Here is a 26530-nt window from a genome sequence, read left to right on the forward strand (position 1 = left end):
TCATGAACAGCGCACGCACCTCGCGTCGACGTTGAACCTGGCGGAGACACTGAATATGCGTGATGACGTAGATAGCCTTGAATCGGTGCTGGCAGCCTTCGCCCGCCGTCCCAATGCGCCCATGACCGATGAACGACTCTGTGAAGCGATGCGTCTGTGCATCGCGCGCGGCCTGGACCGCTTGCCGTTACCCGGTAGCGGAGAAACCTTGGCACGGTGGCAGCAACTGGCCCACGTGGCCGGACTCGACCTCGCGCTGCTCAAACTGTACGAGGGCCATACCGATGCGCTGGCCATCCTTCAAGAACTCGGCTGCGCGCCGTTTTCCGACCCGGGCATCTGGGGTGTCTGGGCTGCCGAGCCGCCAAACGCGCGGGTGATCGTCAGTGAGCGGCAAGGCGATCAAGTGCGCCTGAATGGCACCAAAGCCTGGTGTTCCGGTGCACAACAGATCGACTACGCACTGATCACCGCCTGGACCGAACAGGGTCAACCGCAACTTATTGCTGTCCGCCTCAATGAACACGGAGTCAGTGTTGATGGGCGAGGCTGGCAGGCGGTAGGCATGGGCAGCACCGCAAGCGTCGATGTCCATTTTGAGCACGTGACAGGTCACTGCGTCGGAGAATCCGGCGCTTATCTGGAGCGTCCAGGTTTCTGGCAAGGCGGCGCGGGTATCGCGGCGTCCTGGTATGGCGCTGCCGCTGCGCTGGCGCGATCACTTCACCGACAACGTCAGCAGGGTCGCGCTGACCCGCACGCCGACGCCCATCTGGGATCGGTGGACGCCGCGCTGCTCGGGGCCGCTGCAGCACTCAGAGAATGTGCGGCATGGATCGACGCCCATCCGCACGCTGATGCTCGACTGCCCGTTCAACGCGTACGCGCCCACGTCGAAATGGCGGTTGAACAGGTGTGTCGGCATGTCGGCCGTGCGCTGGGGGCGACGCCATTCTGCCGCGATCCGCATTTTGCGCGCCTGGCGGTGGACCTGCCGGTGTTCATCCGGCAAAGCCACGCGGAACGTGATCTGGCGCAATTGGGTCAACTCCTGACCCATAGCACAACCGAGGATTGGTCGTTATGAATCAGGCAGCTCCCTTTGGCGTCAGTGGCACCCCGTTGAGCGAGTGGCGCAGCAGCGTCGCCTTGAGCGGCGTTCGGCCCATTGATGTCGACGAGTTGGTTCCACCGGGGGCACGACTGGTGGTGCTGGCGCCCCATCCCGACGACGAAGTGCTCGCCTGCGGCGGACTGCTGGCAGCCATGGCCAACCGCCAGGAAGACGTGCAGTTGATTTCCGTCACCGATGGCGAGGGCAGTCACCCGGACTCCGCGCAATGGCCGCGTTCGCGGCTGCGTACCGAACGGCGTCGGGAAAGCGAGCGGGCCGTCACCGCGCTGGGCTTCGATCTGCCGCGCCTCGCCTGGCAGCGGCTGGGGATGAGCGACGGTCAGGTCGCTGACCGCGCTGATGCTCTGATAGCACTGCTGAGCGAGGATTTACGCTCGACCGACGTGCTCGTGACCACCTGGCGTCATGACGGCCACTGCGACCATGAGGCCGTCGGTCACTGTGCTGCCCAGGCCGCCGCGAACACGGGCGCCACCTTGCTGGAGATTCCGGTGTGGGCCTGGCATTGGGCCGAACCCAACGACCCGCGGATTCCCTGGCAGCAGGCGCGAAAATTCATGCTCAGCGACGCCCAGTTGCAACGCAAGCGTCGGGCAATCAACGCCCACGCCAGCCAGTTACACGACGATGTCAGCACCGGCGCGGCGCCCGTGCTCGACACCGTCACCCTGGAGCGACTGCTTCAACCGTTCGAATTGGTGTTCCTGTGAGCTTGCCTGCCGACTATTTCGACGAACTGTTCGCCGACAGCGATGACCCTTGGGCTTTCCGCACTCGCTGGTATGAACAACGCAAGCGCGACCTGACCCTCGCGGCGCTGCCCCGCCAACGCTATGAACGCGTGTTTGAACCGGGGTGCGCAAACGGCGAATTGAGCCTGCGTCTGGCGGAGCGCTGCGACCAGCTGCTGTGCATGGACATGAGCACCCGCGCGGTTGAACTGGCGCGCGCACGGCTGCGCGAGTATCCGCGAGCGCAGGTCGTGGAGGGATGCTTGCCCCAGGATTGGCCAGAAGGTCAGTTCGATCTGATCGTGATCAGCGAGTGGGCGTATTACCTGGAGCCGGCGTTGTTCATCCAGGTCATCGAACGGCTCGCCGCGTGCCTGACACCAGACGGCGCCGTATTGGCGTGCCACTGGCTGCATCCGATCGACGGCTGCCCCATGCAGGGCGCAGAGGCTCACGCACTCCTCACCCAACACCTGCCGCTCACGCGCACGTTGCGGCACGAAGAGACGGACTTTTTACTGGAGATGTGGAGCAATCACACGGCAGGAATCGATCTGTCGGAACAGGTTCGCCGGTGACGCACCGAAGCGTTTGTGAGCACCGTGCCACCAGGCCGCTGGTCCGGTAGGCGTGCAATTATTTAAACCAACCACCGCTTGTTATATCCCACATAGTGCGAGCCACATGACTCGCCCTTCTCATAACAAGAGGTACGTAATCATGGCTAACACCGGAAAATCGAACCCTGGGAACTTCGCCAACGATCGCCAGAAAGCCTCCGACGCAGGCAAAAAAGGCGGCCAGGCTTCGGGTGGCAGCAATGTCGCAGACGACCGTCAAAAAACGTCAGACGTAAAACGCGATGACGCCGGCAAAAAAGGTGGCTCCATGCCACAAGGTGGCGCAGGCCGCAAATCCTGATTAACTGCTGATCAGGGAACCGAGCGAGGGCGAAAGCTCTCGCTCTTTTGTTTCCAGTTTCGCCTTACCGTTGCTCTCCTTTTTCACGCGGATCGATCAGCGGCACGGTGGCATCTCGATCAAATTGCGAACCGGGGTCTTCATTGCCCGGATCGTTATCAATGTCCACTTCCACTTCTTCCGCCGGATGGGCGGCGCGCTGAGGCGCTGTGTCCGGGCCTTTCTGTGAATGGGTGTGCATGGCAGGTTCCTCACGTTCAGGTGGGGTCGATCGCGACCCGGTTTCGACAGGTTCAGCTTAGCTCCCGCTGACGGTCCAGTGGACCGCGTCTTCGGGGAACTGCAGTTGCTCGACACGATGAGCAATGCCACAGCCCAGCGAATCTTCGGCGCGGATGACCTTTTCCTCCGCCGACAGACACCGACCGATGTCCAGCGGGTGCGCCGCCCCTTCGGTTTCGCTCAGGTAGATATTCACGTAACGCTGCAAGTCATTGTCGAGACTGCGCAGGTATTCGCGCATGCGCGAGTGATCGACGGAGCTCTGGCTGAAGTACCAGGTCATCGGATGAATCAGGAATCGCGAATGCGGGCAGGCGATGCGCTCTTCGGCGGCCAGGTAGATGACGATGCCCATCGACTCGATGTTGCCGCTGTTGAGCGCACGAATCGGCACCTTCAGGGATTTCAGAAAGTTATAGAGCGTGAACCCCAGTGCCGTACTGCCGCCTGCCGTCGACAGGTTCAGCAGCAGACCGGTCGCGCCCTTGCCAAGGGCCTCCAGGCAGCGATCACGGAAATGCTCGGTGCTGGTCTGGTCGACCCCACAATGGAAATGGACGATGTGCTCGCTCATCTACTGCCCTCCCTTTCCGGATAATCGATGCGGCCTGAAACGTTGGAAGCCCCACGGCCGGGAAAAGTTGCATGGTGGAGTTGCGGGTGCAACCGGCGTCGGGTGCATTGCGCAGTCTCAGACTCTGCCTGCCAGAACTCCTGCTTCAATGAACGATCAGTACACAACACCGGGCGCTGACTTCACAGCGTACACCCGGCTCTCCATGACGACAGACAGGACACCTCAATGAGTCTGCACGACAAGATCATCGGCCGCCTCGGCTTCGGCGCCGCGCCATTGGGCAACATGTTTCGTGAGATCAGCGAAGAAGAGGCCACTGCCACCGTGCAAGCGGCCTGGGATCAGGGCATTCGCTATTTCGACACCGCACCGATCTACGGGGCGGGTTTGTCCGAACAGCGCCTGGGCAAGGCACTGGCCCACGTGCCACGAGATCAATACACCCTGAGCACAAAAATTGGCCGGCTGGTCTCCGAAGAACTGGACCCGGACGCGCGCAGCGGTCCTTTCAGCGACGGGTTGAAAAACAAGATCGTTACCGACTATTCGGCCGATGCCACCCTGCGCTCCATCGCTGCCAGTCTCGAACGGCTGAACACCGACCGACTGGACATCGTGTTTGTGCATGACGTGGCGCAGGATGCGCACGGCGACGAATGGATCGAGCACTTCAACGTTGCCCGCAAAGGCGCCTTCCGTACCCTCACACGCTTGCGCGAAGAAGGCGTGATCAAGGCCTGGGGACTGGGGGTGAACCGGGTCGAACCCTGCGAACTGACGCTGGACCTCACCGAGGCGCAACCCGACGGGTTCCTGCTGGCCGGACGCTATTCGTTGCTGGATCACGATCAGCCGCTGCAGCGCCTGTTCGCCAAAGCCCGTGAGCACAGCGCCGAATTCGTCATCGGCGGTCCCTACAGTTCCGGCGTGCTCGTGGGTGGCAAGCATTTCGAGTACCAGGAGGCGCCGCAGGCAATGCTCGACAAGGTCGCGCACATTCAGGAGATTGCCCGACAGTATCAGGTCGATATCAAGTCGGCGGCGTTGCAGTTCGTGCTCGCCAACCCATTGGTCGCCGCTGTGATTCCCGGCGCCAGCCGGCCTTCACGCATCGTCGAAGACGTCACCGCGCTTCACGCTCAGGTGCCGGATGGCTTCTGGCAAGCGATGCGGGACCAGGGATTTATTGCCGCACAGGCACCGGTACCCGCTAAACCCTGACCGCACACAACAACCGCTTGATGCTGGCCAGAGGCTATAGAAAGCAATCCCGCTTTCCCTACCCTCTGGACAGCCCCTGAATCCTGTGACCGTTTAAGGCAGCCCCCACGCCCCTCTGTAACCTTCTCGTTGACTCATCTGTCATTTCCGATAGTCTTGCCTGCGCACTGTATACAAAAACAAATACAAATAGCGCCGGAGATTGTTGAACATGCCAGTAGACAACACCCTGGATTCAGCCCTTGCCGCCCAGGCCTCGACCGTCGATCACCCGGCGCTCAGTCCTCGTCTGTACAACCCTGACCTGGCTCCCAGCAAGACGGAAGGCCGAACATGGGGTGGATACAGTATCTTTGCCCTGTGGACCAATGATGTACACAATCTCGCCAACTATTCGTTCGCCATTGGCCTCTATGCGCTGGGCCTTGGGGGCTGGCAGATCATGCTGTCCCTGGCCATCGGTGCAGCGCTGGTGTACCTGTGCATGAACCTCACCGGCGACATGGGCCAAAAGACCGGCGTGCCGTTCCCGGTGATCAGTCGAGTCAGCTTCGGCATATTCGGCGCACGCATTCCTGCGCTGATCCGCGCCGTGATCGCCATCGCCTGGTTCGGCATTCAGACCTACCTGGCCTCGGTGGTGCTGCGGGTGCTGCTCACCGCCCTGGACCCTGCGCTGGCGGCCTATGATCACGATGCCTGGCTCGGCCTTTCGACCCTGGGCTGGCTGTGCTTTGTCAGCATCTGGGCCGTGCAATTCGTGATTCTTGCGTACGGCATGGAAATGGTGCGCCGCTATGAAGCGTTCGCAGGTCCGGTGATCCTGCTCACCGTCGCCAGCCTCGCCATCTGGATGTTCACCCAGGCCAACGGTCAGATCGCCTGGTCGACGAAAACGCCGCTGGAAGGCGTTCAGATGTGGCGCAGTATCTTCGCGGGCAGCGCGTTGTGGCTGGCGATCTACGGCACGCTGATCCTTAACTTCTGCGATTTCTCGCGCTCGGCCCCCTGCAAGAAAACCATCCGCAAAGGCAATTTCTGGGGACTTCCCGTGAACGTGCTGTTGTTCGCGTTCATCACCGTGATCCTCTGCGGCGCCCAGTTCTCCATCAACGGGCAGATCATCCAGAGCCCGACGGACATCATCAAGAGCATCCCGAGCACCTTTTTCCTGGTGTTGGGTTGCCTGGCGTTTCTCATCGTCACCGTGGCGGTGAACATCATGGCGAACTTTGTCGCGCCCGCCTTCGTACTCAGCAGCCTGGCGCCGCGTTACCTGACCTTCCGCCGTGCCGGGATGCTCAGCGCGACCGTGGCGGTGTTGATCCTGCCGTGGAACCTCTACAACAGCCCGCTGGTGATCGTGTATTTCCTGTCGGGCCTGGGCGCCCTGCTCGGCCCGCTGTACGGCGTGATCACCGCCGACTATTGGCTGCTGCGCAAAGGACGCGTTAACGTGCCGCAGCTCTACACCGAAGATCCGGCCGGCGCCTACCACTATTCACGCGGGGTCAACCTGCGTGCCGTCTGGGCGTTTATTCCGGCGGCAATCATTTCCACGATTACCGCGCTGGTCCCGGCCTTTGATTCGGTGTCGCCGTTCTCCTGGCTGATGGGCGCCGCCATTGGCGCAGCGCTGTACCTGTTGCTGGCCGACCGGCGCAAGACCTTCAAAGACGTCAGTGGCCAGGCCATTGCCGTGCAAAACACCCAGCATTGATCGCAAGCGAGAGACGTCCACCCATGCGTATTTTGATCGTCAACGTGAACACCACCGAATCGATGACTCAGACCATCGCCGAGCAGGCCCGCAGCGTTGCCTCGCCCGGAACGGAAATCATCGGGCTGACGCCGCGCTTCGGTGCGGAGTCGGTGGAAGGCAACTTCGAAAGCTACCTGGCGGCCATCGCGGTGATGGACCGGGTGCTGTCCTACGACCAGCCCTACGATGCGGTGATTCAGGCCGGCTATGGCGAGCACGGGCGCGAAGGCCTGCAGGAGCTGCTGGAAGTGCCCGTGGTGGACATCACCGAGGCGGCTGCGAGCCTGGCGATGCTGTTGGGCCACAAGTACTCGGTGGTGACCACGCTGGATCGGGCGGTGCCGTTGATCGAAGACCGGTTGAAACTGGCGGGTGTCTTCGAGCGTTGCGCCTCGGTACGCGCCAGCGGCATGAGCGTGCTGGAATTGGAGGAAAAGCCGGACCGCGCCCTGGAAGCCATCGCCGAACAGGCGGTTGAAGCGGTCACGCGAGATAAAGCCGAAGTGATCTGCCTGGGCTGCGGCGGGATGGCCGGCCTGGACCAGATGATTCGCGACCGCGCCGGCGTTCCGGTGGTCGACGGCGTGACGGCGGCCGTGGCACTGGCCGAATCGCTGGTGCGTCTGGGCCTCAAGACCTCGAAAGTCCGCACTTACGCCACACCGCGGCCGAAGAAAGTCGTTGGCTGGCCGTTTCGTCTGCAGGATTGAAGGGTCGTTGAGCGATAGATCGGCGGTGCATTCGCCTCACGCCAGCGAATCGTTTAGTATCCCCGCCGCCGGTTTCCACTCGGAATTAATAGGGAATCCACGAGCCCTGCTCTGTCAGGCTCAAATGGAACTGTCCCCGCAACTGTAGGCGCTGAGCCCTGCTTCAAGAATGCCACTGGGTCAGCCCGGGAAGGCTGAAGCCTGGCGAGGACGCGCCAGTCAGGAGACCTGCCGGCAAGCGTCAATCATTCACCGGCGGGGTGTCCGGGAAGGACACCCGTGCGCGCCTTCGTTGGCGTGATCTGCACTTGCCCTGTCTTTTCAGCGGCGAGCCGGGATGTGCTTTCCAGTACCTGCCCTTTCGGCCATCAGGTTTACTGGAGATCCCGCTCATGTCGCTGCGCCGCCTTTCGTTGTTGCTCACCGGTCTGATGCTCTCGAGCCCCCTCCTCGCCGCGTCAACGCAGTACCCGCTGACGGTCGACAATTGCGGCGTGCCGCTGACGTTCGCCCAGCCACCGCAAAAAACCGTGACCATTGGCCAGGCCGCAACGGAAATGCTTTACGCCTTGGGCCTCAGCCAACAGGTGATCGGCACATCGTTGTGGTTCAACGACGTACTGCCTCAATTCAAGGACGCCAACGACCACATTGCCCGTTTGGCCGACAACACGCCCAGCTTCGAGTCCGTGACCGGCAAACGCCCGGATTTCGTCCCGGTGCAGTTCGAGTGGATGGTCGGCCCTCAAGGCGCGGTCGGCACCCGACAACAGTTTCACGACCTGAACATCCCGACCTACATCCTGCCTTCCGACTGTGAGGGCAAGAACAATCGGGTCGGCGCCGATGGCACGCGCCTGGCGGCCTTTAAAGTCGAGACGCTGTACAAGACCCTGGCTCAACTGGCCATGATCTTCGACGTGCAGGATCGCGGCCAACAGCTGATCACGGGCTATCAGGCGCGTCTGGCCAAGGCCGTCGAACAGGCGAAAACCCAAGGCAGCCACAACGTTTCGGCGGTGTTCTGGTTCTCCAGCCCTGACCTCAACTCCGATCCTTTTGTCGCGGGCCGCAAGGGCATTCCCAATTTCATGCTCGACACGCTGGGCATGCGCAATGTCATTGATTCCGATGAAGAGTGGCCCACCGTCGGCTGGGAAACCATCGCCAAGGCCAACCCGACCATCCTGGTGATCGCTCGGATGGATCGTCGCCGTTTCCCGGCCGACGATCATGAGAAGAAACTGGCGTTTCTCACATCCGATCCGGTGACGCGCAACATGGACGCGGTGAAGCACGATCGCATCGTGATCATGGACGCCAGCGCGATGGAATCCAGTGTGCGGCTGTTCGACGGCATCGAGCAACTCGGCGCTGCCGTTCAAAGCGCCACTCCTGCGCCATGAACCGTATGCGTGTGGGTCGATTGCTGGGCCACGGCCTGTGGGTCAGCGCCGTGCTGTGCCTGGCGATCATGGCGGGCGTCGCGATTGGCGAGACGTCGATCAGCCTGCCTGTCATCGCTCAGGTGTTGGCAAACAAGCTGTGGGCAGCCGGTTACCTGGTAGACCCCATCGATGAAGGTATCGTCTGGAACTACCGCCTGACCCGCGCCATCGTCGCGGCGGCGTGTGGCGCAGGGCTGGCGATTTCCGGCGTGGTGCTGCAATCGCTGCTGCGCAATCCGCTGGCCGACCCTTATCTGCTGGGCATATCGGCGGGTGCCTCCACCGGCGCTGTCCTGGTGGCAATCATCGGTGTGGGCGCCGGGGCGATTTCCCTCTCCACCGGTGCCTTCGCCGGCGCAATGGCCGCCTTTGCACTGGTGGCCTTGCTTGCCCGCGCCTCTCGCGGCCAGACGGCGGCCGGACAGATCATCCTGGCGGGCATTGCCGGCTCACAGTTGTTCAACGCCCTCACGTCCTTTCTGATCACCCGCTCCGCCAACGCCGAACAGGCGCGCGGCATCCTGTTCTGGCTGCTCGGCAACCTCAGCGGCGTGCGCTGGTCGTCGGTGAGCCTGGCGGTGCCCGTTGTGCTATTCGGCCTGGTGGTTTGCTTGTGGCATCGCCGCTCACTGGACGCGTTCACCTTTGGCGCCGACTCGGCGGCGTCCCTCGGCATTCCCGTGCGCCGGGTGCAGGCCTCACTTATCGCGACCACCGCACTGATTACCGCCGTCATGGTGTCCATCGTCGGTTCGATCGGGTTTGTCGGGCTGGTCGTCCCCCACGCCGTGCGCATGGTCACGGGCGTCCGCCATGGCCGTCTGCTGCCGCTGAGTGCCTTGAGCGGCGCACTGTTCATGATCGCCGCTGACGCACTGTCCCGCACGGTGATCAAAGGACAAGTGCTGCCCATTGGCGTGATCACCGCACTGGTCGGCGCGCCGGTGTTCGCCCTTATTCTGATCCGTGGAAACCGTCTCCAATGAACGCGTCCAATCCGGCTCTCACGGCCAGCCGCGAGGGCACGCCCCTGCTCAGCGCGGTCAACTTGAGCTACGCCATAAAAGGGGCTCAATTGCTCAAGGACGTCAGCCTCACGATTCAGCCGGGTGAAAACCTGGGCGTCGTGGGGCCCAACGGATCGGGCAAGTCGACCCTGCTCAAGCTGTTGGCCGGGCTGAAAACGCCCACCCAAGGCGACGTGTTGATGCAGGGCAAACCTCTGTCGACCCTGCGCCGAAGGGACATCGCACAGTGCCTGGCGGTGGTTGAACAGCAGGCGCAAACCAGCGACCACCTGACGTTGCAGCAGGCGGTGGAACTGGGCCGTACGCCATGGCTGTCGGCACTCGCTCCGTGGAGCGACGTCGATCGGCAGATCGTCGAGCAAGCCATGGCCGACGTGAACCTGCAGCACTTGAAACAGCGGGCTTGGCATTCGCTGTCGGGAGGCGAACGGCAACGCGCGCATATTGCCCGGGCGCTGGCGCAGCGGCCGCACATTCTGCTGCTGGACGAGCCGACCAATCACCTGGATATCCAGCAGCAGTTGTCGATCCTCAGGCGGGTTCATCAATTACCTGTCACCACCGTCATCGCCCTTCATGACCTCAATCAGGCGCTGGCCTGCGACCGCCTGGCGGTGCTCGATGCAGGAGAACTGGTGGCGTTGGGTTCGCCCTTTGAGGTGCTGACACCGGAACGCCTGCACACGACGTTCGGCGTTGCAGGGCATTGGCTGACCGACCCTTTCGATGGCGCGAAGCTGTTGCGTCTGCGTCCGGTTCAAGACGGCGCGGCTTAGCCTCCCAAGCAGCCCCGCCAAACAGCCCGCCCGCGCGACAGCGGCTTCACGACCGCCACCGCCGACAGACCGCGTGGCTACACGGCGGCCTCATCGCTGCGCACGGCGCCTCGTCGATCCTCAAAGAACGCCTTGTCTGTGGCAATCCTCGACGAGGCCTTGGGCACCGCGGCATCGTCATTGCCCGCCGCGTCAATGAACCAGTAGCAATGACGCACGGCCCGCGTGATCGCGACATACGCCAGGCGCAACACCTCATCCTTCTGCGCGTTGTCGAAGGCTTCAAGGTCGTCCTCCTTGCCCAGCCCCGCCATTTGATAGACCTGATTCTTGTACGGAGACTGGGTCAGGTGCTGGCAGTCGCCGAGCAGGAACACCGCGTCGGCCTGCAAACCCTTGGAGCTGTGATACGTCAGTTGCTTAAGGCGCCGCTCGCCGGGCGGCAACGCGTAGTCGGCATTCATCACCGCTTGCAGCGCCTCCGGTAACTTGCTGCGTTCACTCCCCTTGCGGTACAGCAGCAACACCGAGTCACCGGCGTTGTAATGCTCGATCAAACGGGCCACCAGTTGATCGTCATCGCGATCGAACACGCTGACTGGCAGCAATTCCTGCACCGGCCCGCTGGCTCGGGCCTTCTTGCCGCTGATCGCCGGTGCCGCGCGCACGATGTGCTCGGCCGCGTCGATGATGTGCTGATGGCTGCGGAAGTTATCGCTGAGCATGACCTTGGTGGTGCCCGGCGACGGGAATTCCTTGGGAAACTCCATGAAGAATTTCGGCGAGCTGCCACGCCAGCCGTAAATCGACTGCCAGTCGTCTCCCACGCACAACAGCGAAGAGCGCTGCGCACCTCGGCCGACATGCAACGCAGGGCCACGGCCGCGAATCTCTCGAAGACTGGCGCGGATCCACGAGACGATCTGCGGCGAGACGTCCTGGAACTCATCGATCATCAAGTGCGACAGCGGGCGCAGGCCCTCGTCGCTGACCAGCTTGAGGTTCTCCGGCGAATGTTCGCCAAACAGCGAGAACATCCGGTTGTAGGTCATGACAGGTGGGGTTTGCTCCAGCAGATGGTCCTCGAACGCCTTCCAGAACAGGCTCAGGGCTTCAAAGAAAAAGCGGTCCGGGTCCTGATCCGAAAAACTCATCTGCGACACGGCGTCAGGGACATCAAGCCCCAGGTTTTCGATGAAACCGGCGGCAGCCACGAAGCAGTCCAGCAACGGCGCGGCGCTCAGTTCACCTTTGACCTTGTAATCGAAGCCGGGCCCGGCCACCGCCGCCCCCGACAGTGACTGCATCATGCCGCGGGACGCCTCGTAGTGCTCAAGCCAGATCACCGGCTTGCGGCAGAACGCCTGGAACAACGTGCGCTTGATCACCCACTCGGCCCAGACCGGCAGCTTGGCGTCCGGGCGGCGTAGGTGCTGGTCTTCACTCGGGTCGAAACCGAGCACGATCCAGGCGTCCAGCTCGGCGGCATAGCCATGGACGTGGAATGTCAGCCCGCTGACCTCGACCGTCTGACGCATGGGCTCGACGCCCTGAATCGGCCAGGCGCCTGCGCGAATCCACAGGTCCTCGATGACGTCGCACAGTTCCTCATCACGTTTGGACGACAGCCCCATGACGGTGATGCGCTTTTGCACATCCGGATGATCGCGATCCAGTTCCTTCAGTTGCAGTGAATGCCGATACAGCGGTGCCATCACTTCACGAAAGCGCGGGTTGGCGGCGTACAGGTCCCGATAGCACAGGTTCATCTGCTGGCGCTGGGCATCGTTGATGCGCAGGTCGAACGGGTTGCTGTCCGCCCCATCGTCCAGCAGTTTGTGGCCGAACAGGTCGCCACCCGCCGGATTGCCCTGCTGACTGCTCAGGTTTTCGAAGGCCTGAAGCTGCTCGAAACCCGGCAGGCTGCGCACCAGCGGCAGAATGCGCGAGTGAAACGTGCGCACCACCGCGCGTGCCTGGCGCAGTGACAGGTCGTGCCCCCAAAGCCCCATGATCTCGATGAGCTTGTTGATGAAGTCCTTGCGCGACTCGCGGGTGAACGTCACCACGGTCATCGAGTCCAGCTCGAAGCCCAGGTAGTGATTGAGCAGCAGCACACGCAAGACCAGCGATGTCGACTTGCCCGCCCCGGCACCGGCGATGACATAGGTCGACGGCGTATCACTGAAAATCATCTTCCACTGAGCGGCGGTTGGCTGGGCATGGGACGGGAGCTTTTGCGCCACATCGGCCTTGATGCGCTTTTTCAGCTCGTTGGTCAGCGGCAGGCGCCAGTCATCGAACAGATGATCGTCAACCCTCGGTCCCCGGTGTTCCCCAGGACGGGTATCCCGGATCACCAAGACCCGACGCCCTTCTTCGATACCGTCCAGACGGCCCTCGGCGTAACCCTCGTCCATGCCTTCGGCGTGACCATTGAGAAAGCCGTCCGCATGTCCCTGTCTCCAGGACGGAACGTGCTGCGCCTGCATGCGCGACAAACCGCGACCCATCACCCGCGCCAACAGGCGCTTGAAGAAGGGCAAGCGCTCGGGCGTTGTCAGGTCAGGGGGCAAATCAGCAGTTAGCTCGTGGGGTGGCTCGGCTGGAAAATCGTGCGACACGCGGGCTCCATCTATCAGCGTTGAACGAGAAGGCGCCTATGGTCACCCCATTCGTCCGCGAGCTCCAGCGAAATGCTTTGCGGTCATGGAGTTAGCCGATCAAGTGCAGGTAAAGAGGCATAAAAGGCCGCTATGACATATTTAATATTTCGATTGTAATGACGCAAAACTTACGCTTTTTATCGATACATGGTTGATAGATGATTGCTCCATCGACTGAAGAGTCATCACCAGCGGCGCTGCTGCTTAGGCCGGCCCTACTAATGGAGGAACTGATCATGCTGCAACTTCGACCTTTCAAATCCCTTGGCGGCGCAGACCATGGCTGGCTCAACGCTCATCACCACTTCTCGTTCGCCAACTACTACGATCCCGCCCGCATGAGCTGGGGCCAGCTGCGGGTGTGGAACGACGATGTGATCCAGGCGGGCACGGGCTTCCCACGCCACCCGCACCGCGACATGGAGATCATCACCTACGTCCGTGAAGGCGCGATCACCCACGAGGACAGCCTGGGTAACCGTGGCCGCACAGAAGCAGGCGATGTGCAAGTGATGAGCGCCGGGACCGGCGTGGCCCACAGCGAGTACAACCTGGAGTCGAAAGAGACGCGCATTTTCCAGATCTGGATCATGCCGGACGAAGTCGGTGCTCCACCTTCCTGGGGCGCCAAACCGTTCCCGAAAGGCAACCGCGAAGGTTTCGTCACCTTGGCCAGCGGTAAAGCGGACGACGACATCGAACTGCGTATTCGTGCCAATGCCCGCCTGGTCGCGGCCAACCTGAAAGCCGGCGAGACCGCTGAATACACGCTGGATGAGGGTCGCCGGGCGTACCTGGTGCCTGCAACCGGGATCATCGAAGTCAACGGCCTGCGCGCTGAAGCGCGGGACGGCGTGGCGGTTGAAGACGAGCGCGTCTTGCGGGTCACCGCCATCGAGGACAGTGAGATCGTTCTGGTGGATGTGGCGTGATAGCGCGCTGATGCTGTAATCGAAAAGCCCCGGCTTCGTCAGACGCCGGGGCTTTTTTATTGGGATGACGTCTATCCTTCACGGGGCCATTCCTCTTTTGAGCAGGCCCATGGACAAGCCATCCGATGACTCACCTCAACACCCCGACGATAAAAAGCCGCCGACCTTCTGGCAGATGCTGCACAGCGTCATGGCCGCCGCCTTCGGCGTACAAAGCCACAAGAATCGCGCCCGAGACTTCACCCATGGCAAGCCGTCGCACTTCGTGATCATGGGCGTTGCTTTCACGGCCCTCTTCGCGCTGGCGTTGATGGGCATCGTGCAACTGGTCCTGCACTTCGCGGTGCCGTGACTCAGTTCGCCGCCCCGACGCGCACAAACGGGTAAGCGACGCCCTTCGGGCTGTGCCCCTCGGTGAACTGACGAACATCGATACCGTAGTCGTCGCGGCTATTGGCCTGCATGAAGCCTAGGCTGTCGCTGCGTTCCCTGATCTGCATCGCGCGGACCCGCCAGGTGCCGATGGGCTGACGCGCCGCTTTATCGGCGTTGTCGTAGTCATGCAATAACACCAGCGCCCAGCCACCCAGCGTGAAGTGGCCACCGGCAACCACGCTCAAACGGCCCTCCAGCAGCGCCTGCAACGCGGCGGTCGAATCATTGATGGTGCCGACCAACACGTCTTTGCCCGGTTGTTTGCCCGCCTCGCCCAAAGCGTCCATCACCCCGAACGCCATTAAGTCGCTGGCGGCCCAGACCAGGCTCACGTTGGGGTAACGCTTGATCAACATCTGCGCCTGCTCGTACGCCCGGTCACGGCGCCAGCCACCCAGAACGATCTGCCGAAGTCGGACGTGAGGATTCTCGGCCAACGCACGGTAAAGGCCCCGTTCGCGCTGCAGGGAAACCGGTGTGCTGTTGGTGCCGGAAAACGCCAGCATTTCGAGGGTCTGCCCGGGAAGCACGGGCGCACGGGATTCAATCAGGCGCTTGGCGATCAGGTAGCCGCCTTCTTCGTCGTTGGCCACGACGCTGCCCAGAAAGTCCGGATAACGGCTGCGCAAGTCGCCCAGAATGCTCAGTTGATCGGCCGTGAAGGTGTTGTTGACCGCGAGCAGCTTGACCCCGCTGCCGACTGACAGACGCAGCACCTCCGGCGCAACGTTCAGCTCGTTGGAGAACACCAGATAGTCCGGTCGGTCGCTGCCTTGCAGCGTCTTGCGCGCGAGCGTCAACAACGTGCGCGTGTCACGGTCGGTGTAATAGATCTGCAGATTCATGCCCAGGCGATCGGCCGCTGCCTGCATGAAGCGCGAATAGCTGGACCAATACGGATCCGGCGCCGATCCGGGGTTGAGAAACACCACCGACGCCGCCCACGCACCGCTGGACCACAGCCCACCCACGACAAGAATGAGGCAGCCCTTGAAAAACCTGATCATGGACACCGAGCCTCACCACCCCTAAGTGCATAACGACCTGTATCAGGCCTGCTTATACCTTATCGGCTGCCGTCGGGTAAGGCTTACCCCACGTGAAGACGCGGTGCCTGCGCTACTGGTGGCTGACCCAGAAAACGGCCGCTCCCACGACGAGAACGATGATGAAGAAGATCGCCCAGGCATCCACATGGCTGTCGGACTTGGCAACTTTAGGGTGGTGGTTACTCATTGCATCGCCTCTTGTCAGTCTTATTGGTGATTGCAGATGAAGCAGGCCAAGGACGGTTGACCCGGGCCTTGAGCAGAGTAAAGTCGAGGCTTGTCCTTATCACAAGTGTGGACATGGGCAGCCGACGTGATGCTTATCACTTTTGGTTCTTTGCATATACTCAAACATCACTTTTGCGCATATTCGCAAACTGGTAACCTCCCCCGGCTCCGTCAGGAGTGCGCGACCGTGCGCGCAGATTTGTTCAGCGGCCTGAGACCTTCGCGACAACGCATCGCCTGTTTCTGGCCGTCTAAGCAGCAGTGAACCGCCTGAGAACAGGACCACCATGTACGTATACGACGAGTACGATCAGCGGATCATCGAGGACCGCGTCAAGCAGTTCCGCGACCAGACCCGCCGCTATCTGGCCGGCGAGCTCAGCGAAGAAGAGTTCCGCCCGCTTCGCCTGCAAAACGGCCTCTATATCCAGCGCTTCGCGCCGATGCTGCGCGTTGCTGTGCCTTACGGGCAGCTGACCTCGCGCCAGACCCGTATGCTGGCCAAAATCGCCCGCGACTACGACAAGGGCTACGCGCACATCAGTACCCGCCAGAACGTTCAGTTCAACTGGCCGGCGCTGGAAGACATTCCCGACATCCTCGCTGAACTGGCCACCGTGCAGATGCACGCCATCCAGACCAGCGGCAACTGCCTGCGCAACGTCACCACGGACCAGTTTGCCGGCGTCGCCGCCGACGAACTGGTTGACCCGCGCCCATGGTGCGAGATCGTGCGTCAGTGGACGACCTTCCACCCGGAGTTCGCCTACCTGCCACGCAAATTCAAGATCGCGATCAACGGTTCTACGTCTGACCGTGCCGCCATCGAAGTCCATGACATCGGCCTTGAGCCGGTGAAAAACGCTGCCGGCGAGCTGGGCTTCCGCGTGCTGGTCGGCGGCGGTCTGGGCCGTACGCCGGTCGTGGGCGCGTTCATCAATGAGTTCCTGCCGTGGCAGGACCTGTTGAGCTACCTCGACGCCATTCTGCGCGTGTACAACCGCTACGGTCGTCGCGACAACAAGTACAAGGCCCGGATCAAGATCCTGGTGAAGGCACTGACCCCTGAAGTCTTTGCCGAAAAAGTCGAAGCGGAAATGGCCCACCTGCGCGGGGGCCAGACGACGCTGACCGAGGCTGAAGTTCACCGTGTCGCCAAGCACTTCATCGACCCTGAGTACAAGGCACTGCCGGATTACAGCGCAGAGCTGGCTCAACTGGACAAAGAGCACCCGGGCTTCGCGCGCTGGCGTTCGCGTAACGTCCTGGCCCACAAGAAGCCGGGTTACGCGGCCGTGACCTTGTCGCTGAAGCCGACCGGCGTCGCACCGGGCGACGTCACCGACAAGCAACTGGACGGCATCGCCGACCTGGCCGACCGCTACAGCTTCGGCCAACTGCGCACCTCCCACGAGCAGAACATCATTCTGGCCGACGTCGAGCAAAGCCAGCTGTTCACGATGTGGGGCGAATTGCGCGAGCAAGGTTTCGCCACGCCGAACATCGGCTTGCTGACCGACATCATCTGCTGCCCTGGCGGTGACTTCTGCTCGCTGGCCAACGCCAAGTCGATCCCGATCGCCGAATCCATCCAGCGCCGTTTCGACGACCTGGATTACCTGTTCGACATCGGCGAGCTGGACCTGAACATTTCCGGCTGCATGAACGCCTGCGGTCACCACCACGTCGGCCATATCGGCATTCTGGGCGTGGACAAGAAAGGTGAAGAGTTCTACCAGGTTTCCCTGGGCGGCAGCGCCAGCCGGGATGCAAGCCTGGGCAAGATCCTTGGCCCGTCGTTCGCTCAGGACGCCATGCCGGATGTGATCGAGAAGCTGATCAACGTCTACGTCGAAAAACGTAACGAAGACGAGCGCTTCATCGACACCTACCAGCGTATCGGCATCGACCCTTTCAAGGAGCGCGTCTATGCAGCGAATCATTAAGAACAACGAAGTCATCGACGAAACCTGGCACCTGCTGCCCAAGGACACCGAGTTCGACAGCCTGTCCAACTGCGACGACCTGATCGTGCCATTGTCTCTGTGGCGCGAGCACGGTCACGCACTCAAAGCGCGCGATGGCGGTCTGGGTGTCTGGCTGGACAGCGATGAAGAAGCTGAGGAAATCGGCGATGACGCCGGCCAGTTCCAGGTTATTGCCCTGAATTTCCCGGCGTTCACCGACGGCCGCAGCTACTCCAACGCCCGTCTGCTGCGTGACCGCTATGGTTTCAAAGGTGAGCTGCGCGCCATTGGCGACGTCTTGCGCGACCAGTTGTTCTACCTGCATCGATGTGGCTTCGACGCTTTCGCGATTCGTGCCGACAAAGACCCGTACGAAGCGCTGCAAAGCCTTCGGGACTTCTCGGTCACCTATCAGGCGGCGACCGACGAGCCACTGCCGCTGTTCCGGCGTCGTTGATTCGACGCTGATCGACAGGCCACAAAAAGCCCCGGTTTCGTGAGAAGCCGGGGCTTTTTATTTGAATCAGTGAACACTTCATGTAGGAGCGTGGCTTGTCCCGCGACCTGCCGCGAAGCGGCAGTAAATAAAGTAAATGCGGTGTATCAGTTACTGCCAACTTGGCAGCTATTACGGTTGCTGCGCAACCGATCGCGGGACAAGCCACGCTCCTACAAAAACGGTGTCCGGTCTACCAGAACCGCTGCTGCGTGAGCTTGCTCCACCAGCTGGTCACCAAACGATCAACCGAACCACTGGCTGCCAGCCCCACGCGCTCCTGCAAGCTTTTGCGCTCGGCGTAGTGCAAGTGGAACACCTCGGCGGTTTTCGCCTTCTCGGACAAATATTCGTCGCTGGTTTTCAGCTCGTCGACCAGTTGTTTGTCCTTCGCGGCCATGCCCAGCCAGACCTCACCGGTGGCCACTTCATCGATCTGCAATTGCGGGCGGTAGCTGGCGACGAAGTTTTTGAACAGCTCGTGGGTAATATCCAGATCTTGCTGAAACTTCTCGCGGCCTTTCTCGGTGTTTTCGCCAAACACAGTGAGCGTGCGTTTGTATTCACCCGCCGTCAGCACTTCAAAGTCGATGTCGTGCTTTTTCAACAGACGGTTGACGTTCGGCAACTGAGCCACCACGCCGATCGAACCCAGCACGGCGAACGGTGCGCTGATGATGCGGTTACCGATGCACGCCATCATGTACCCACCGCTGGCGGCCACCTTGTCGATGCAGATCGTCAACGGGATGCCGGCCTGACGAATCCGCGCCAGTTGCGACGATGCCAGGCCATAGCTGTGAACCATGCCGCCGCCGCTCTCAAGGCGCAGCACCACTTCATCTTTGTCGGTCGCCAGGCTCAACACCGCAGTGATCTCGTGGCGCATGCTTTCTGTCGCGGACGCCTTGATGTCACCGTCGAAATCCAGCACGTAGACACGCGGCTTGACGTCGGCCTGCTTTTTCTCTTTTTTCAGGTCTTTGGCCTGCGATTTGCGCAGCGCCTTGAGCCGCGCTTTGTCCAGCAGCGAGCCTTCCAGACGATCACGCAGGCCTTTGTAAAAGTCATTGAGCTTGGTCACGTGCAGCTGACCGCCACCACCGCGACGACCCCGGCCGCGCATGGAGGCAATGACCACCAGCACCACGACGATCGCGATGACCACCGTGACGGTTTTTGCCAGAAAGCTGGCGTAATCGAACATAAACTCCACAAAAGCTCCTTTGCCTACATGCCTGAAACCTGAGTCAACCTTCGTTGACGCACGTCATATACAGAATTGCGAATGAGCCCAGCATACCGGCGCGCCCCGCGTGGAGCCAGCGCCCGACGGCTTGGGAACATGACAATCGGACAATTCAAACAAGCGTATGTTTTTTTATTGACAGACCCTGCACCGTCCTCATAACCTCCCATCACTTTCAGCGTACCGGGATGACGCGGACGTGGGCAGCATCTATCTGATAAGACATGGCCAGGCCTCCTTTGGTGCAGACGACTACGACGTTCTGTCGCCCACCGGTTTTCGCCAGGCAGAAGTGCTCGGTGCGCACCTGGCGCACCTTGAGTTAACGTTTGATCGATGCATCACCGGCAGCTTGTTCCGTCAGCGTCATACCGCCGAAACCGCAATGGCCCAACTGGACGCCGCCGGCCTGAAAACCCCTGCCTTGGAAACCGACAGCGCGTTCAATGAATTCGACGCCGAAGCCGTGATTCGTGCGCTGCTGCCCGCGATGTTGCCGGACGAACCCGAAGCACTCGAAGTCATGCGCAACGCCGCCCACAACCGCGCGGAATTCCAGCGGCTGTTCGCGCTGATCATCGGTCGCTGGCTCGGTGGCCAACACGACACCCCAGCGCTGCAAAGCTGGCTGGCCTTCGTCGCGCAGGTCCAGTCGGGGCTCGAAAGGATTCTCGACAGCGCAGGCCCCAGCGATCGCATCGCCGTGTTCACGTCCGGCGGCACCATCACTGCCCTGCTCCACCTGATCACTCGGATGCCTGCAGCCCAGGCGTTCGAACTCAACTGGCAAATCGTCAACACCTCGCTCAACCACCTGAAATTCCGTGGTCGCGAGGTGTCCCTGGCTTCCTTCAACAGTCACGCACACTTGCAACTGATGAAGGCGCCGGAGCTCATCACCTACCGTTGAGCCCGGCCAATCGCACCCGCAAGGTGCCTGCAATCACTCATATAAAAGGATGACACCATGACCTCCGTAGCCGATGCCGTACAAGCGATGAAAGCCAAGTTCAACCCTGAAGCCGCTGCGGGCCTGGACCTGGTATTCGGTTTCCGTATCGATGACACAAAAAACTTCTCCCTGATCGTGAAAGACAAGACCTGCGAGCTGCAGGAGGGTGAAAACCCTGACGCACAAGTCACGCTGGTGATGGACGGCGAAACACTGGAAGGCATCGTCAGCGGCGAGACCGACGGTATGCAGGCGTTCATGGCCGGCAAGCTGCGCGCTGAAGGCGACATGATGCTGGCGATGAAGCTGAGCGATCTTTTCCCGTCGTAAGGCAGTGAAGCGCGCTCTTCCCCGAATTGCGCTTTCACCTTCAAAACCGAAGCTTCGCGGCTTCGGTTTTTTTTGCTCGACGGTTTTACAAACAGCGCTGATCAAAACGGCTGATCGACCTGTAACACGCTCGCCAATAAGGCCATGCATTGCTTGTTCAAAGCGTCGCGCGCGCATTAGATTAGCCAATGATCCTGGCCATCCAAAATAACCAGCAGGGATAAGCATGGCGCTCACCGACCAGTCCACTCAGGTTCGATCCGGCGAAGAACTCGACGCAGCGTTGATCGACCCTTACCTGAAAACCCATATTCCAGGCTTGAGCGGCACCGCCCACATCAGTCAGTTTCCGGGCGGGGCCTCCAACCTCACCTACCTGCTGAAATACCCGGAACAGGAGTTCGTCCTGCGCCGGCCGCCGTTCGGCCACAAGGCAAAAAGCGCCCACGACATGGGCCGTGAATACCGGATTCTCAATCAGCTCAAAGATGCCTTCCCTTATTGCCCCAAGGCCTACGTGCACTGCATCGACGAATCGGTGATCGGCGCCGAGTTCTATGTCATGGAGCGGGTCAAGGGCATCATTCTGCGCTCCGACCTGCCCGCCGAACTGAACCTTGACGCGACGCAAACCGAAGCCCTGTGCAAGAGCTTCATCGACAAGCTGGTGGAGCTGCATCAAGTCGATTACACCGCCTGCGGCCTGGGCGATCTGGGCAAGCCACAGGGTTATGTCGAACGGCAGATTCGTGGCTGGACCGAACGCTACGAAAAAGCCCGCACGCCGGATGCGCCCAGTTGGGAGATGGTCGCGCGCTGGCTGGACGAGAAAAAACCTGCGGACCACCCGCGCTCCAGCCTGGTGCACAACGACTACCGCTTCGACAACGTGATCCTCGACCCCGATAACCCGATGCAGATCATCGGCGTGCTCGACTGGGAGCTGACCACGCTGGGCGATCCGTTGATGGATCTGGGGAACAGCCTCGCCTACTGGATACAGGCCGACGATCCGGCGCCGGTGCAATTGATGCGCCGTCAGCCCAGCCATGCGCCGGGCATGCTCACCCGTGAGCAGGTTGTCGCCTACTACGCCGAACGTTCGGGCATCCGCATTGACAACTTCGACTTTTATTACACCTACGGTTTGTTCCGTCTGGCGGGCATCGTGCAACAGATCTACTACCGCTTCTTCCACGGCCAGACCCAGGACAAACGCTTTGCCCAGTTCATCCACATGAACAAGCTGCTGGAACACATGGCGCTGCAAGTGATCGATCGCTCCAGCCTCTGACGCGACACTCCCAGATTGCGACACGATAAGGAAAACAACATGTCCAAAACCCAACTGTTCGACCTCGACGGCAAGATCGCCTTCGTTTCCGGCGCCAGCCGCGGCATCGGTGAGGCCATCGCCAAACTGCTCGCCCAGCAAGGCGCGCACGTGATCGTCTCCAGCCGCAAGATCGAAGGTTGCCAGCATGTCGCTGATGCGATCATTGCCGACGGTGGCAAGGCCACGGCCATTGCCTGCCACATCGGTGAAATGGAACAAATCAGCGGCGTGTTCGCGCGCATTCGTGAAGAGTTTGGCCGGCTGGACATTCTGGTGAATAACGCCGCCACCAACCCGCAGTTCTGCAACGTCCTCGACACCGACCTCGGCGCGTTCCAGAAAACCGTCGACGTCAACATCCGCGGCTATTTCTTCATGTCGGTGGAAGCAGGCAAGCTGATGCGCGAGCACGGCGGCGGCAGCATCATCAACGTGGCGTCGATCAATGGCGTGTCACCGGGTGTTTTCCAGGGCATCTACTCGGTGACCAAGGCTGCCGTGATCAACATGACCAAGGTCTTCGCCAAGGAGTGCGCGCAGTTCGGTATCCGCTGCAACGCCTTGCTGCCAGGCCTGACCGACACCAAATTTGCCTCGGCGCTGGTCAGCAACGAGAAAATCCTCAACACCGCGCTGCAGCAGATTCCGCTCAAGCGCGTGGCAGCGCCGAGCGAGATGGCGGGCACCGTGTTGTACCTCGCCAGCGATGCGTCGAGCTATACGACCGGCGTGGCGCTGAATGTGGATGGCGGGTTTCTGTCCTGAAACTGGATTCGATAACACCGACGATTAACTATGGGAGTGGTGTGCATTTCCACTATTCGCAGTGACGCTGATGGTTTGGTTTGTCCTAACGGCCAAACTGTTCCGCCTTCGGCGGGTTACTTGAAAACCGGAATGCCGGACCATCCCCAAGTCACCAAGAGTCCTACGCTCCTGGTTTGGCGACTCCTTCGTCGTCGTACCCTCACTCCGGCGACGCTCCGCGTGGTAACACATTCAATGACGCTCTGCGTCATCCGGGATGTGGCGCATGCGGTCAGGCGTTGCGACCCTCAAGAGGCGGACTAATACCACTGGCTTGAGAACCACAGAATCTCGCAGAGGTGTTCCAAACCTGCTCATTCGCTGACTGCCTTTCAGATTGAGGTCAATGTGAGGCTTTTCTGATGGAATAAAGATTCCATCCCACCTTCTCAGCGAATACATTTTCCGCACAACAACAATCCTTCAAGGACACGCTGTTATGCGCGAATCGTTTCTTCCGGATCTTGGCGTCGGCCTGATCGGTACGGGTTTCATGGGACGGGCACACGCCTTGGCTTTTCACAATGCCCGCACCACGTTCGAACTCCCGGTCAACCTCAAACTGGTCGCATTGGCGGATGCGGATGCCGCCCGCGCCGAGCAGTGTGCCCGATCCTGGGGCTTTGATCGCAGTCATGCTGACTGGCAACAGCTCATCAGCGACCCGAGCGTGCAACTGGTGGCCATCACCACGCCCAATCACCTGCACTTTCCCATGGCGATGGCCGCGCTCGAGGCGGGCAAAGCCGTGTACTGCGAGAAACCACTCGCCGTCAGCCTTGAACAGGCGCGGGAGATGCAACGCGCGGCAAAGGCTGCCGGCGTGGTGACGCGGGTCGGTTACAACTATCAGCACAACCCGATGATTGGCCTGGCCCGGCAGATGATCGAAAGCGGCGATCTTGGGCAGATCGTCAGCTTTCAAGGCGAGTTCAGCGAAGACTTCATGGGCGATCCCCAGCAGCCCTGGTCGTGGCGCTGCGAACAGGCCCATGCCGGTGGCGCACTGGCAGACCTCGGCAGTCATCTGCTAGCCATGGCCCGCTACCTGCTGGGTGATGTCGAAGCGGTGTGCGCAGATTCCCAGACGGTGCATGCACAGCGCCCGGCCACCCACGGCAGTCAGGAGCAGCGGCCGATCGCCATCGACGATCAGACCTACGCCCTGCTGCGCTTTGCCAACGGTGCGCGGGGCACGTTTGGCAGCAGCTGGCTCAAGCACGGCTACAAAAACCATCTCAGCTTCGAGATCAGCGGGACCCAAGGCACGCTCGCCTTCGATCAGGAACGCCTGAACGAGTTACGGCTGTATCGCGCTGGCGCACCGGGCCGCGATGGTTTTCAACGGATTCTGGCGGGGCCGACGCAATCGGGCTATGCCGCCTTCTGCCCCGCGCCCGGGCATCAACTGGGTTACAACGAACTGAAGACACTGGAAGTGCATGCGTTGATTCAGGCGCTGTGCGGACAAGGCAATGAAGGCCCCGATTTCGCCGAAGCGCTTGAGGTAGAGCGTCTGGCGACCGCGATTCGCGTGGCGGCGAAAGAGATGCGTTGGGTGAAGGTGTCGGATATTTGAACCCGCCATAGCCAGCAACGCTGGCATCGGTATGGGAATGCATCCCCCTGTGGGAGCGAATTCATTCGCGAATCGGTTTGATGGTCGATGCATTTCCGTCGGATGTACCGGCCTCTCGCGAATGAATTGGCTTCCACAACTAAGGTGTTCGTCCTGACAGGTCGATTCGCCCTGCAATACGCTCCGCGTTATAGGTAGAATGCCGCGCTTCCGGGCAGCCATTCTGCCTGACTGCCCAGTAAGCCCTTATCCATGCCGTTTGAACTGACCGTTGAACCCACCACGCTCGTGGTGCTCGCCCTTGTCGCTTTTGTCGCCGGCTTCATCGATGCCATTGCCGGTGGCGGAGGTCTGTTGACCACCCCTGCTCTGCTGACCGCTGGGCTGCCGCCGCACCTGGTGCTGGGCACCAACAAACTCAGCTCGACGTTTGGCTCGGCGACCGCAGGTTTTACGTTCTATCGGCGCAAACTGTTTCACCCGAAGCAGTGGACGCGCGGCCTGATTGGCACTGCGGTCGGTTCGTTGATCGGTGCAGTCGTCGCGCATTACCTGCCCGCCGAGCTTTTGAACCAGATGCTCCCGGTCATCGTCTTCGGCTGCGGGCTCTACCTGTTGTTCGGCGGAACGCCCAAAGCACCGCTCGACAGTGACGCCCCGATCAACACCAAATGGCAACTGCCGCAAGGGCTCGGCCTGGGCTTCTATGATGGCGTCGCGGGGCCGGGAACCGGTGCGTTCTGGACGGTGAGCACGTTGCTCATGTACCCGGTCGATCTGGTCAAGGCCAGCGGCGTGGCGCGCAGCATGAACTTCGTCAGCAACGCAGCTGCCCTGACGATATTCGCCATCAATGGGTCGGTGGACTGGGCCATCGGCCTGTGCATGGGCTCAGCCTTGATGGTCGGCGCGTTTCTAGGCGCCAGAACGGCGATTCAGGGCGGCGCGAAGTTCATCCGCCCTGTTTTTATTACCGTGGTGCTGGGTTTAACCGTCCGCCTGGCCTGGCAACACTGGTTCGGCGGCGCCTGATTTCTGCGCCAGGTACAGGTCGATCAGGTAACGCGCAATGGAGCGGCTGGCCGGTAAAGGCGGCATGTCGTGAATGCTGAACCATTGCGCATCTTCGATCTCGTCCGCCTGCGGCACGATCTCGCCGCTGTCGTATTCGGCATGAAAGCCCAGCATCATCGAGTGCGGGAACGGCCAGCACTGGCTGCCCTTGTACTGGATGTTCTTGACCTTGATCTGCACTTCTTCCATGACCTCACGCCGCACGCAGTCCTCGGCGGACTCGCCCGGCTCGGCGAAGCCGGCCAGCGTGCTGTACACGCCCGGCACAAAACGCGGCGAACGGGCCAGCAACACCTCGTCGCCGCGGGTGATCAACACGATCATGCTGGGTGAGATACGCGGGTACGAACGCAGGTCGCAGTCCTTGCAATACATCGCGCGCTCGCCCGGTACTTGCTGCATCGGCTGACCGCAACTGCCGCAGAATCGATGTTCCCGCGCCCAGGTGCTGATCTGCGCCGCATAACCCAGTTTCTGAAAAACATCCGCATCGTCGGCCAGCATGAACTGGCGCAACGTATGCCAACTCGTGCCCTCCAGCTCCACCGAGTGCCTGAGGACCTGCACGTAGACGGGCTCGCCGTCGAAATGGCCGATACCGTGCTCGCTGATCAGCGGCAACGCCTGACGTTTGAGCCACTCGCGGGGGAACATCACCCCGTTGCCATCCCGCAGAAAACCCTGATCACTGTGGACCACGGCCCACCCGCCCGCTGCCTGTGTGTCCAGCACAGCGGTGGTCCAACGCCTGGGGCGCGTCATGCAAGAACTCCTCTAGTCAGCGACCTGCACCGCCCGAGGCTCCGCACGCGAGGCTCAACGGCAACAGGCGCCGGCGA

At 61.1% G+C, this 26530-nt stretch carries 25 protein-coding genes, 1 pseudogene and 1 riboswitch; of the genes and pseudogenes, 20 read left to right on the plus strand and 6 right to left on the minus strand.

What is annotated here, in order from left to right:
• The first annotated feature begins 55 nt into the window (after nt 1–55).
• From AB4N84_RS26550 to AB4N84_RS26565, 4 genes are all read left to right on the plus strand, one after another.
• A complete protein-coding gene (locus tag AB4N84_RS26550; protein ID WP_460043960.1) occupies nt 56–1087 on the plus strand; it encodes an acyl-CoA dehydrogenase family protein in 1032 nt (343 codons plus the stop codon).
• Nucleotides 1084–1845 (plus strand): PIG-L deacetylase family protein, encoded by a 762-nt coding sequence (locus AB4N84_RS26555; RefSeq protein ID WP_460043961.1) that lies wholly within the window; start codon nt 1084–1086, stop codon nt 1843–1845. The genes AB4N84_RS26550 and AB4N84_RS26555 overlap by 4 nt, the downstream gene beginning before the upstream one ends.
• Complete coding sequence (locus AB4N84_RS26560) at nt 1842–2444, plus strand: SAM-dependent methyltransferase (protein ID WP_460043962.1); 603 nt, start codon at nt 1842–1844, stop codon at nt 2442–2444. The genes AB4N84_RS26555 and AB4N84_RS26560 overlap by 4 nt, the downstream gene beginning before the upstream one ends.
• A gap of 142 nt (nt 2445–2586) precedes the next feature.
• Nucleotides 2587–2787, plus strand: coding sequence for a con-10 family general stress protein (locus AB4N84_RS26565; protein WP_074756587.1), 201 nt, complete (start codon nt 2587–2589; stop codon nt 2785–2787).
• 64 nt (nt 2788–2851) lie between these two features.
• Here the strand turns inward: AB4N84_RS26565 and AB4N84_RS26570 are convergent, their stop codons facing one another.
• Nucleotides 2852–3028 (minus strand): hypothetical protein, encoded by a 177-nt coding sequence (locus tag AB4N84_RS26570; protein WP_460043963.1) that lies wholly within the window; start codon nt 3026–3028, stop codon nt 2852–2854.
• 57 nt (nt 3029–3085) lie between these two features.
• Nucleotides 3086–3643, minus strand: coding sequence for an ATP-dependent Clp protease proteolytic subunit (locus tag AB4N84_RS26575; RefSeq protein ID WP_074756589.1), 558 nt, complete (start codon nt 3641–3643; stop codon nt 3086–3088).
• A gap of 228 nt (nt 3644–3871) precedes the next feature.
• Here AB4N84_RS26575 and AB4N84_RS26580 point away from each other — a divergent pair, with 228 nt between their 5' ends.
• From AB4N84_RS26580 to AB4N84_RS26605, 6 genes and pseudogenes are all read left to right on the plus strand, one after another.
• Complete coding sequence (locus AB4N84_RS26580) at nt 3872–4867, plus strand: aldo/keto reductase (RefSeq protein WP_460043964.1); 996 nt, start codon at nt 3872–3874, stop codon at nt 4865–4867.
• 211 nt (nt 4868–5078) lie between these two features.
• Nucleotides 5079–6587 (plus strand): NCS1 family nucleobase:cation symporter-1, encoded by a 1509-nt coding sequence (locus AB4N84_RS26585; protein WP_460043965.1) that lies wholly within the window; start codon nt 5079–5081, stop codon nt 6585–6587.
• A 23-nt stretch (nt 6588–6610) separates the two neighbouring features.
• Nucleotides 6611–7339 carry an aspartate/glutamate racemase family protein gene (locus AB4N84_RS26590; protein ID WP_460043967.1) on the plus strand — a complete coding sequence of 243 codons (729 nt, stop codon included), beginning with the start codon at nt 6611–6613 and terminating at the stop codon, nt 7337–7339.
• Nucleotides 7340–7391: 52 nt separating this feature from the next.
• Nucleotides 7392–7589: riboswitch (cobalamin riboswitch) on the plus strand.
• A 142-nt stretch (nt 7590–7731) separates the two neighbouring features.
• Entirely contained in the window at nt 7732–8745 is a 1014-nt protein-coding gene (locus AB4N84_RS26595) for an ABC transporter substrate-binding protein (RefSeq protein WP_074756595.1), read from the plus strand.
• A gap of 5 nt (nt 8746–8750) precedes the next feature.
• Complete coding sequence (locus AB4N84_RS26600) at nt 8751–9773, plus strand: FecCD family ABC transporter permease (RefSeq protein ID WP_074756597.1); 1023 nt, start codon at nt 8751–8753, stop codon at nt 9771–9773.
• 104 nt (nt 9774–9877) lie between these two features.
• Nucleotides 9878–10591, plus strand: a pseudogene (locus AB4N84_RS26605) (ABC transporter ATP-binding protein); the annotation flags it as partial.
• Between the two features lie 77 nt (nt 10592–10668).
• Here the strand turns inward: AB4N84_RS26605 and AB4N84_RS26610 are convergent.
• Nucleotides 10669–13215: a UvrD-helicase domain-containing protein gene (locus AB4N84_RS26610; protein WP_460043969.1), complete on the minus strand. Its 2547-nt coding sequence runs from the start codon at nt 13213–13215 to the stop codon at nt 10669–10671.
• Between the two features lie 278 nt (nt 13216–13493).
• Here AB4N84_RS26610 and AB4N84_RS26615 point away from each other — a divergent pair, with 278 nt between their 5' ends.
• Nucleotides 13494–14189, plus strand: a complete 696-nt coding sequence (locus tag AB4N84_RS26615; RefSeq protein WP_346830554.1) for a pirin family protein — start codon at nt 13494–13496, stop codon at nt 14187–14189.
• A gap of 109 nt (nt 14190–14298) precedes the next feature.
• Nucleotides 14299–14541, plus strand: a complete 243-nt coding sequence (locus AB4N84_RS26620) for a DUF2970 domain-containing protein (RefSeq protein WP_460043970.1) — start codon at nt 14299–14301, stop codon at nt 14539–14541.
• A 1-nt stretch (nt 14542) separates the two neighbouring features.
• On the opposite strand, the gene AB4N84_RS26625 is transcribed toward AB4N84_RS26620, so the two are convergent.
• Nucleotides 14543–15631 (minus strand): ABC transporter substrate-binding protein, encoded by a 1089-nt coding sequence (locus AB4N84_RS26625; RefSeq protein WP_460043971.1) that lies wholly within the window; start codon nt 15629–15631, stop codon nt 14543–14545.
• Between the two features lie 557 nt (nt 15632–16188).
• Here AB4N84_RS26625 and AB4N84_RS26630 point away from each other — a divergent pair.
• On the plus strand, nt 16189–17847 hold the full coding sequence (locus AB4N84_RS26630) for a nitrite/sulfite reductase (protein WP_460043972.1): 1659 nt from the start codon (nt 16189–16191) through the stop codon (nt 17845–17847).
• Nucleotides 17831–18325 carry a DUF934 domain-containing protein gene (locus AB4N84_RS26635; protein ID WP_074756607.1) on the plus strand — a complete coding sequence of 165 codons (495 nt, stop codon included), beginning with the start codon at nt 17831–17833 and terminating at the stop codon, nt 18323–18325. The genes AB4N84_RS26630 and AB4N84_RS26635 overlap by 17 nt, the downstream gene beginning before the upstream one ends.
• Before the next feature lie 232 nt (nt 18326–18557).
• On the opposite strand, the gene sohB is transcribed toward AB4N84_RS26635, so the two are convergent.
• Entirely contained in the window at nt 18558–19580 is a 1023-nt protein-coding gene (sohB, locus tag AB4N84_RS26640) for a protease SohB (RefSeq protein ID WP_460043973.1), read from the minus strand.
• A 232-nt stretch (nt 19581–19812) separates the two neighbouring features.
• On the opposite strand from sohB, the gene AB4N84_RS26645 reads away from it, so the two are divergent.
• The 6 genes from AB4N84_RS26645 (at nt 19813) to AB4N84_RS26670 (ending at nt 25649) form a co-directional block, all read left to right on the plus strand.
• A complete protein-coding gene (locus AB4N84_RS26645; RefSeq protein ID WP_460043974.1) occupies nt 19813–20523 on the plus strand; it encodes a histidine phosphatase family protein in 711 nt (236 codons plus the stop codon).
• Between the two features lie 57 nt (nt 20524–20580).
• Nucleotides 20581–20895: an SCP2 sterol-binding domain-containing protein gene (locus tag AB4N84_RS26650; protein WP_074756613.1), complete on the plus strand. Its 315-nt coding sequence runs from the start codon at nt 20581–20583 to the stop codon at nt 20893–20895.
• Between the two features lie 226 nt (nt 20896–21121).
• A complete protein-coding gene (locus tag AB4N84_RS26655) occupies nt 21122–22189 on the plus strand; it encodes a phosphotransferase family protein (protein WP_460043975.1) in 1068 nt (355 codons plus the stop codon).
• A 39-nt stretch (nt 22190–22228) separates the two neighbouring features.
• The gene (locus AB4N84_RS26660; protein ID WP_074756617.1) at nt 22229–22996 is read left to right on the plus strand and encodes an SDR family oxidoreductase; all 768 of its coding nucleotides are present in this window, start codon (nt 22229–22231) and stop codon (nt 22994–22996) included.
• A gap of 481 nt (nt 22997–23477) precedes the next feature.
• Complete coding sequence (locus AB4N84_RS26665) at nt 23478–24617, plus strand: Gfo/Idh/MocA family protein (RefSeq protein WP_460043976.1); 1140 nt, start codon at nt 23478–23480, stop codon at nt 24615–24617.
• Between the two features lie 252 nt (nt 24618–24869).
• Nucleotides 24870–25649, plus strand: a complete 780-nt coding sequence (locus AB4N84_RS26670; RefSeq protein WP_074756620.1) for a TSUP family transporter — start codon at nt 24870–24872, stop codon at nt 25647–25649.
• Here the strand turns inward: AB4N84_RS26670 and nudC are convergent.
• A complete protein-coding gene (nudC, locus tag AB4N84_RS26675) occupies nt 25605–26453 on the minus strand; it encodes an NAD(+) diphosphatase (RefSeq protein WP_460043977.1) in 849 nt (282 codons plus the stop codon). The genes AB4N84_RS26670 and nudC overlap by 45 nt on opposite strands.
• Between the last annotated feature and the right edge of the window lie 77 nt (nt 26454–26530).

The sequence above is a fragment of the Pseudomonas sp. S2_H01 genome, assembly GCF_054668305.1.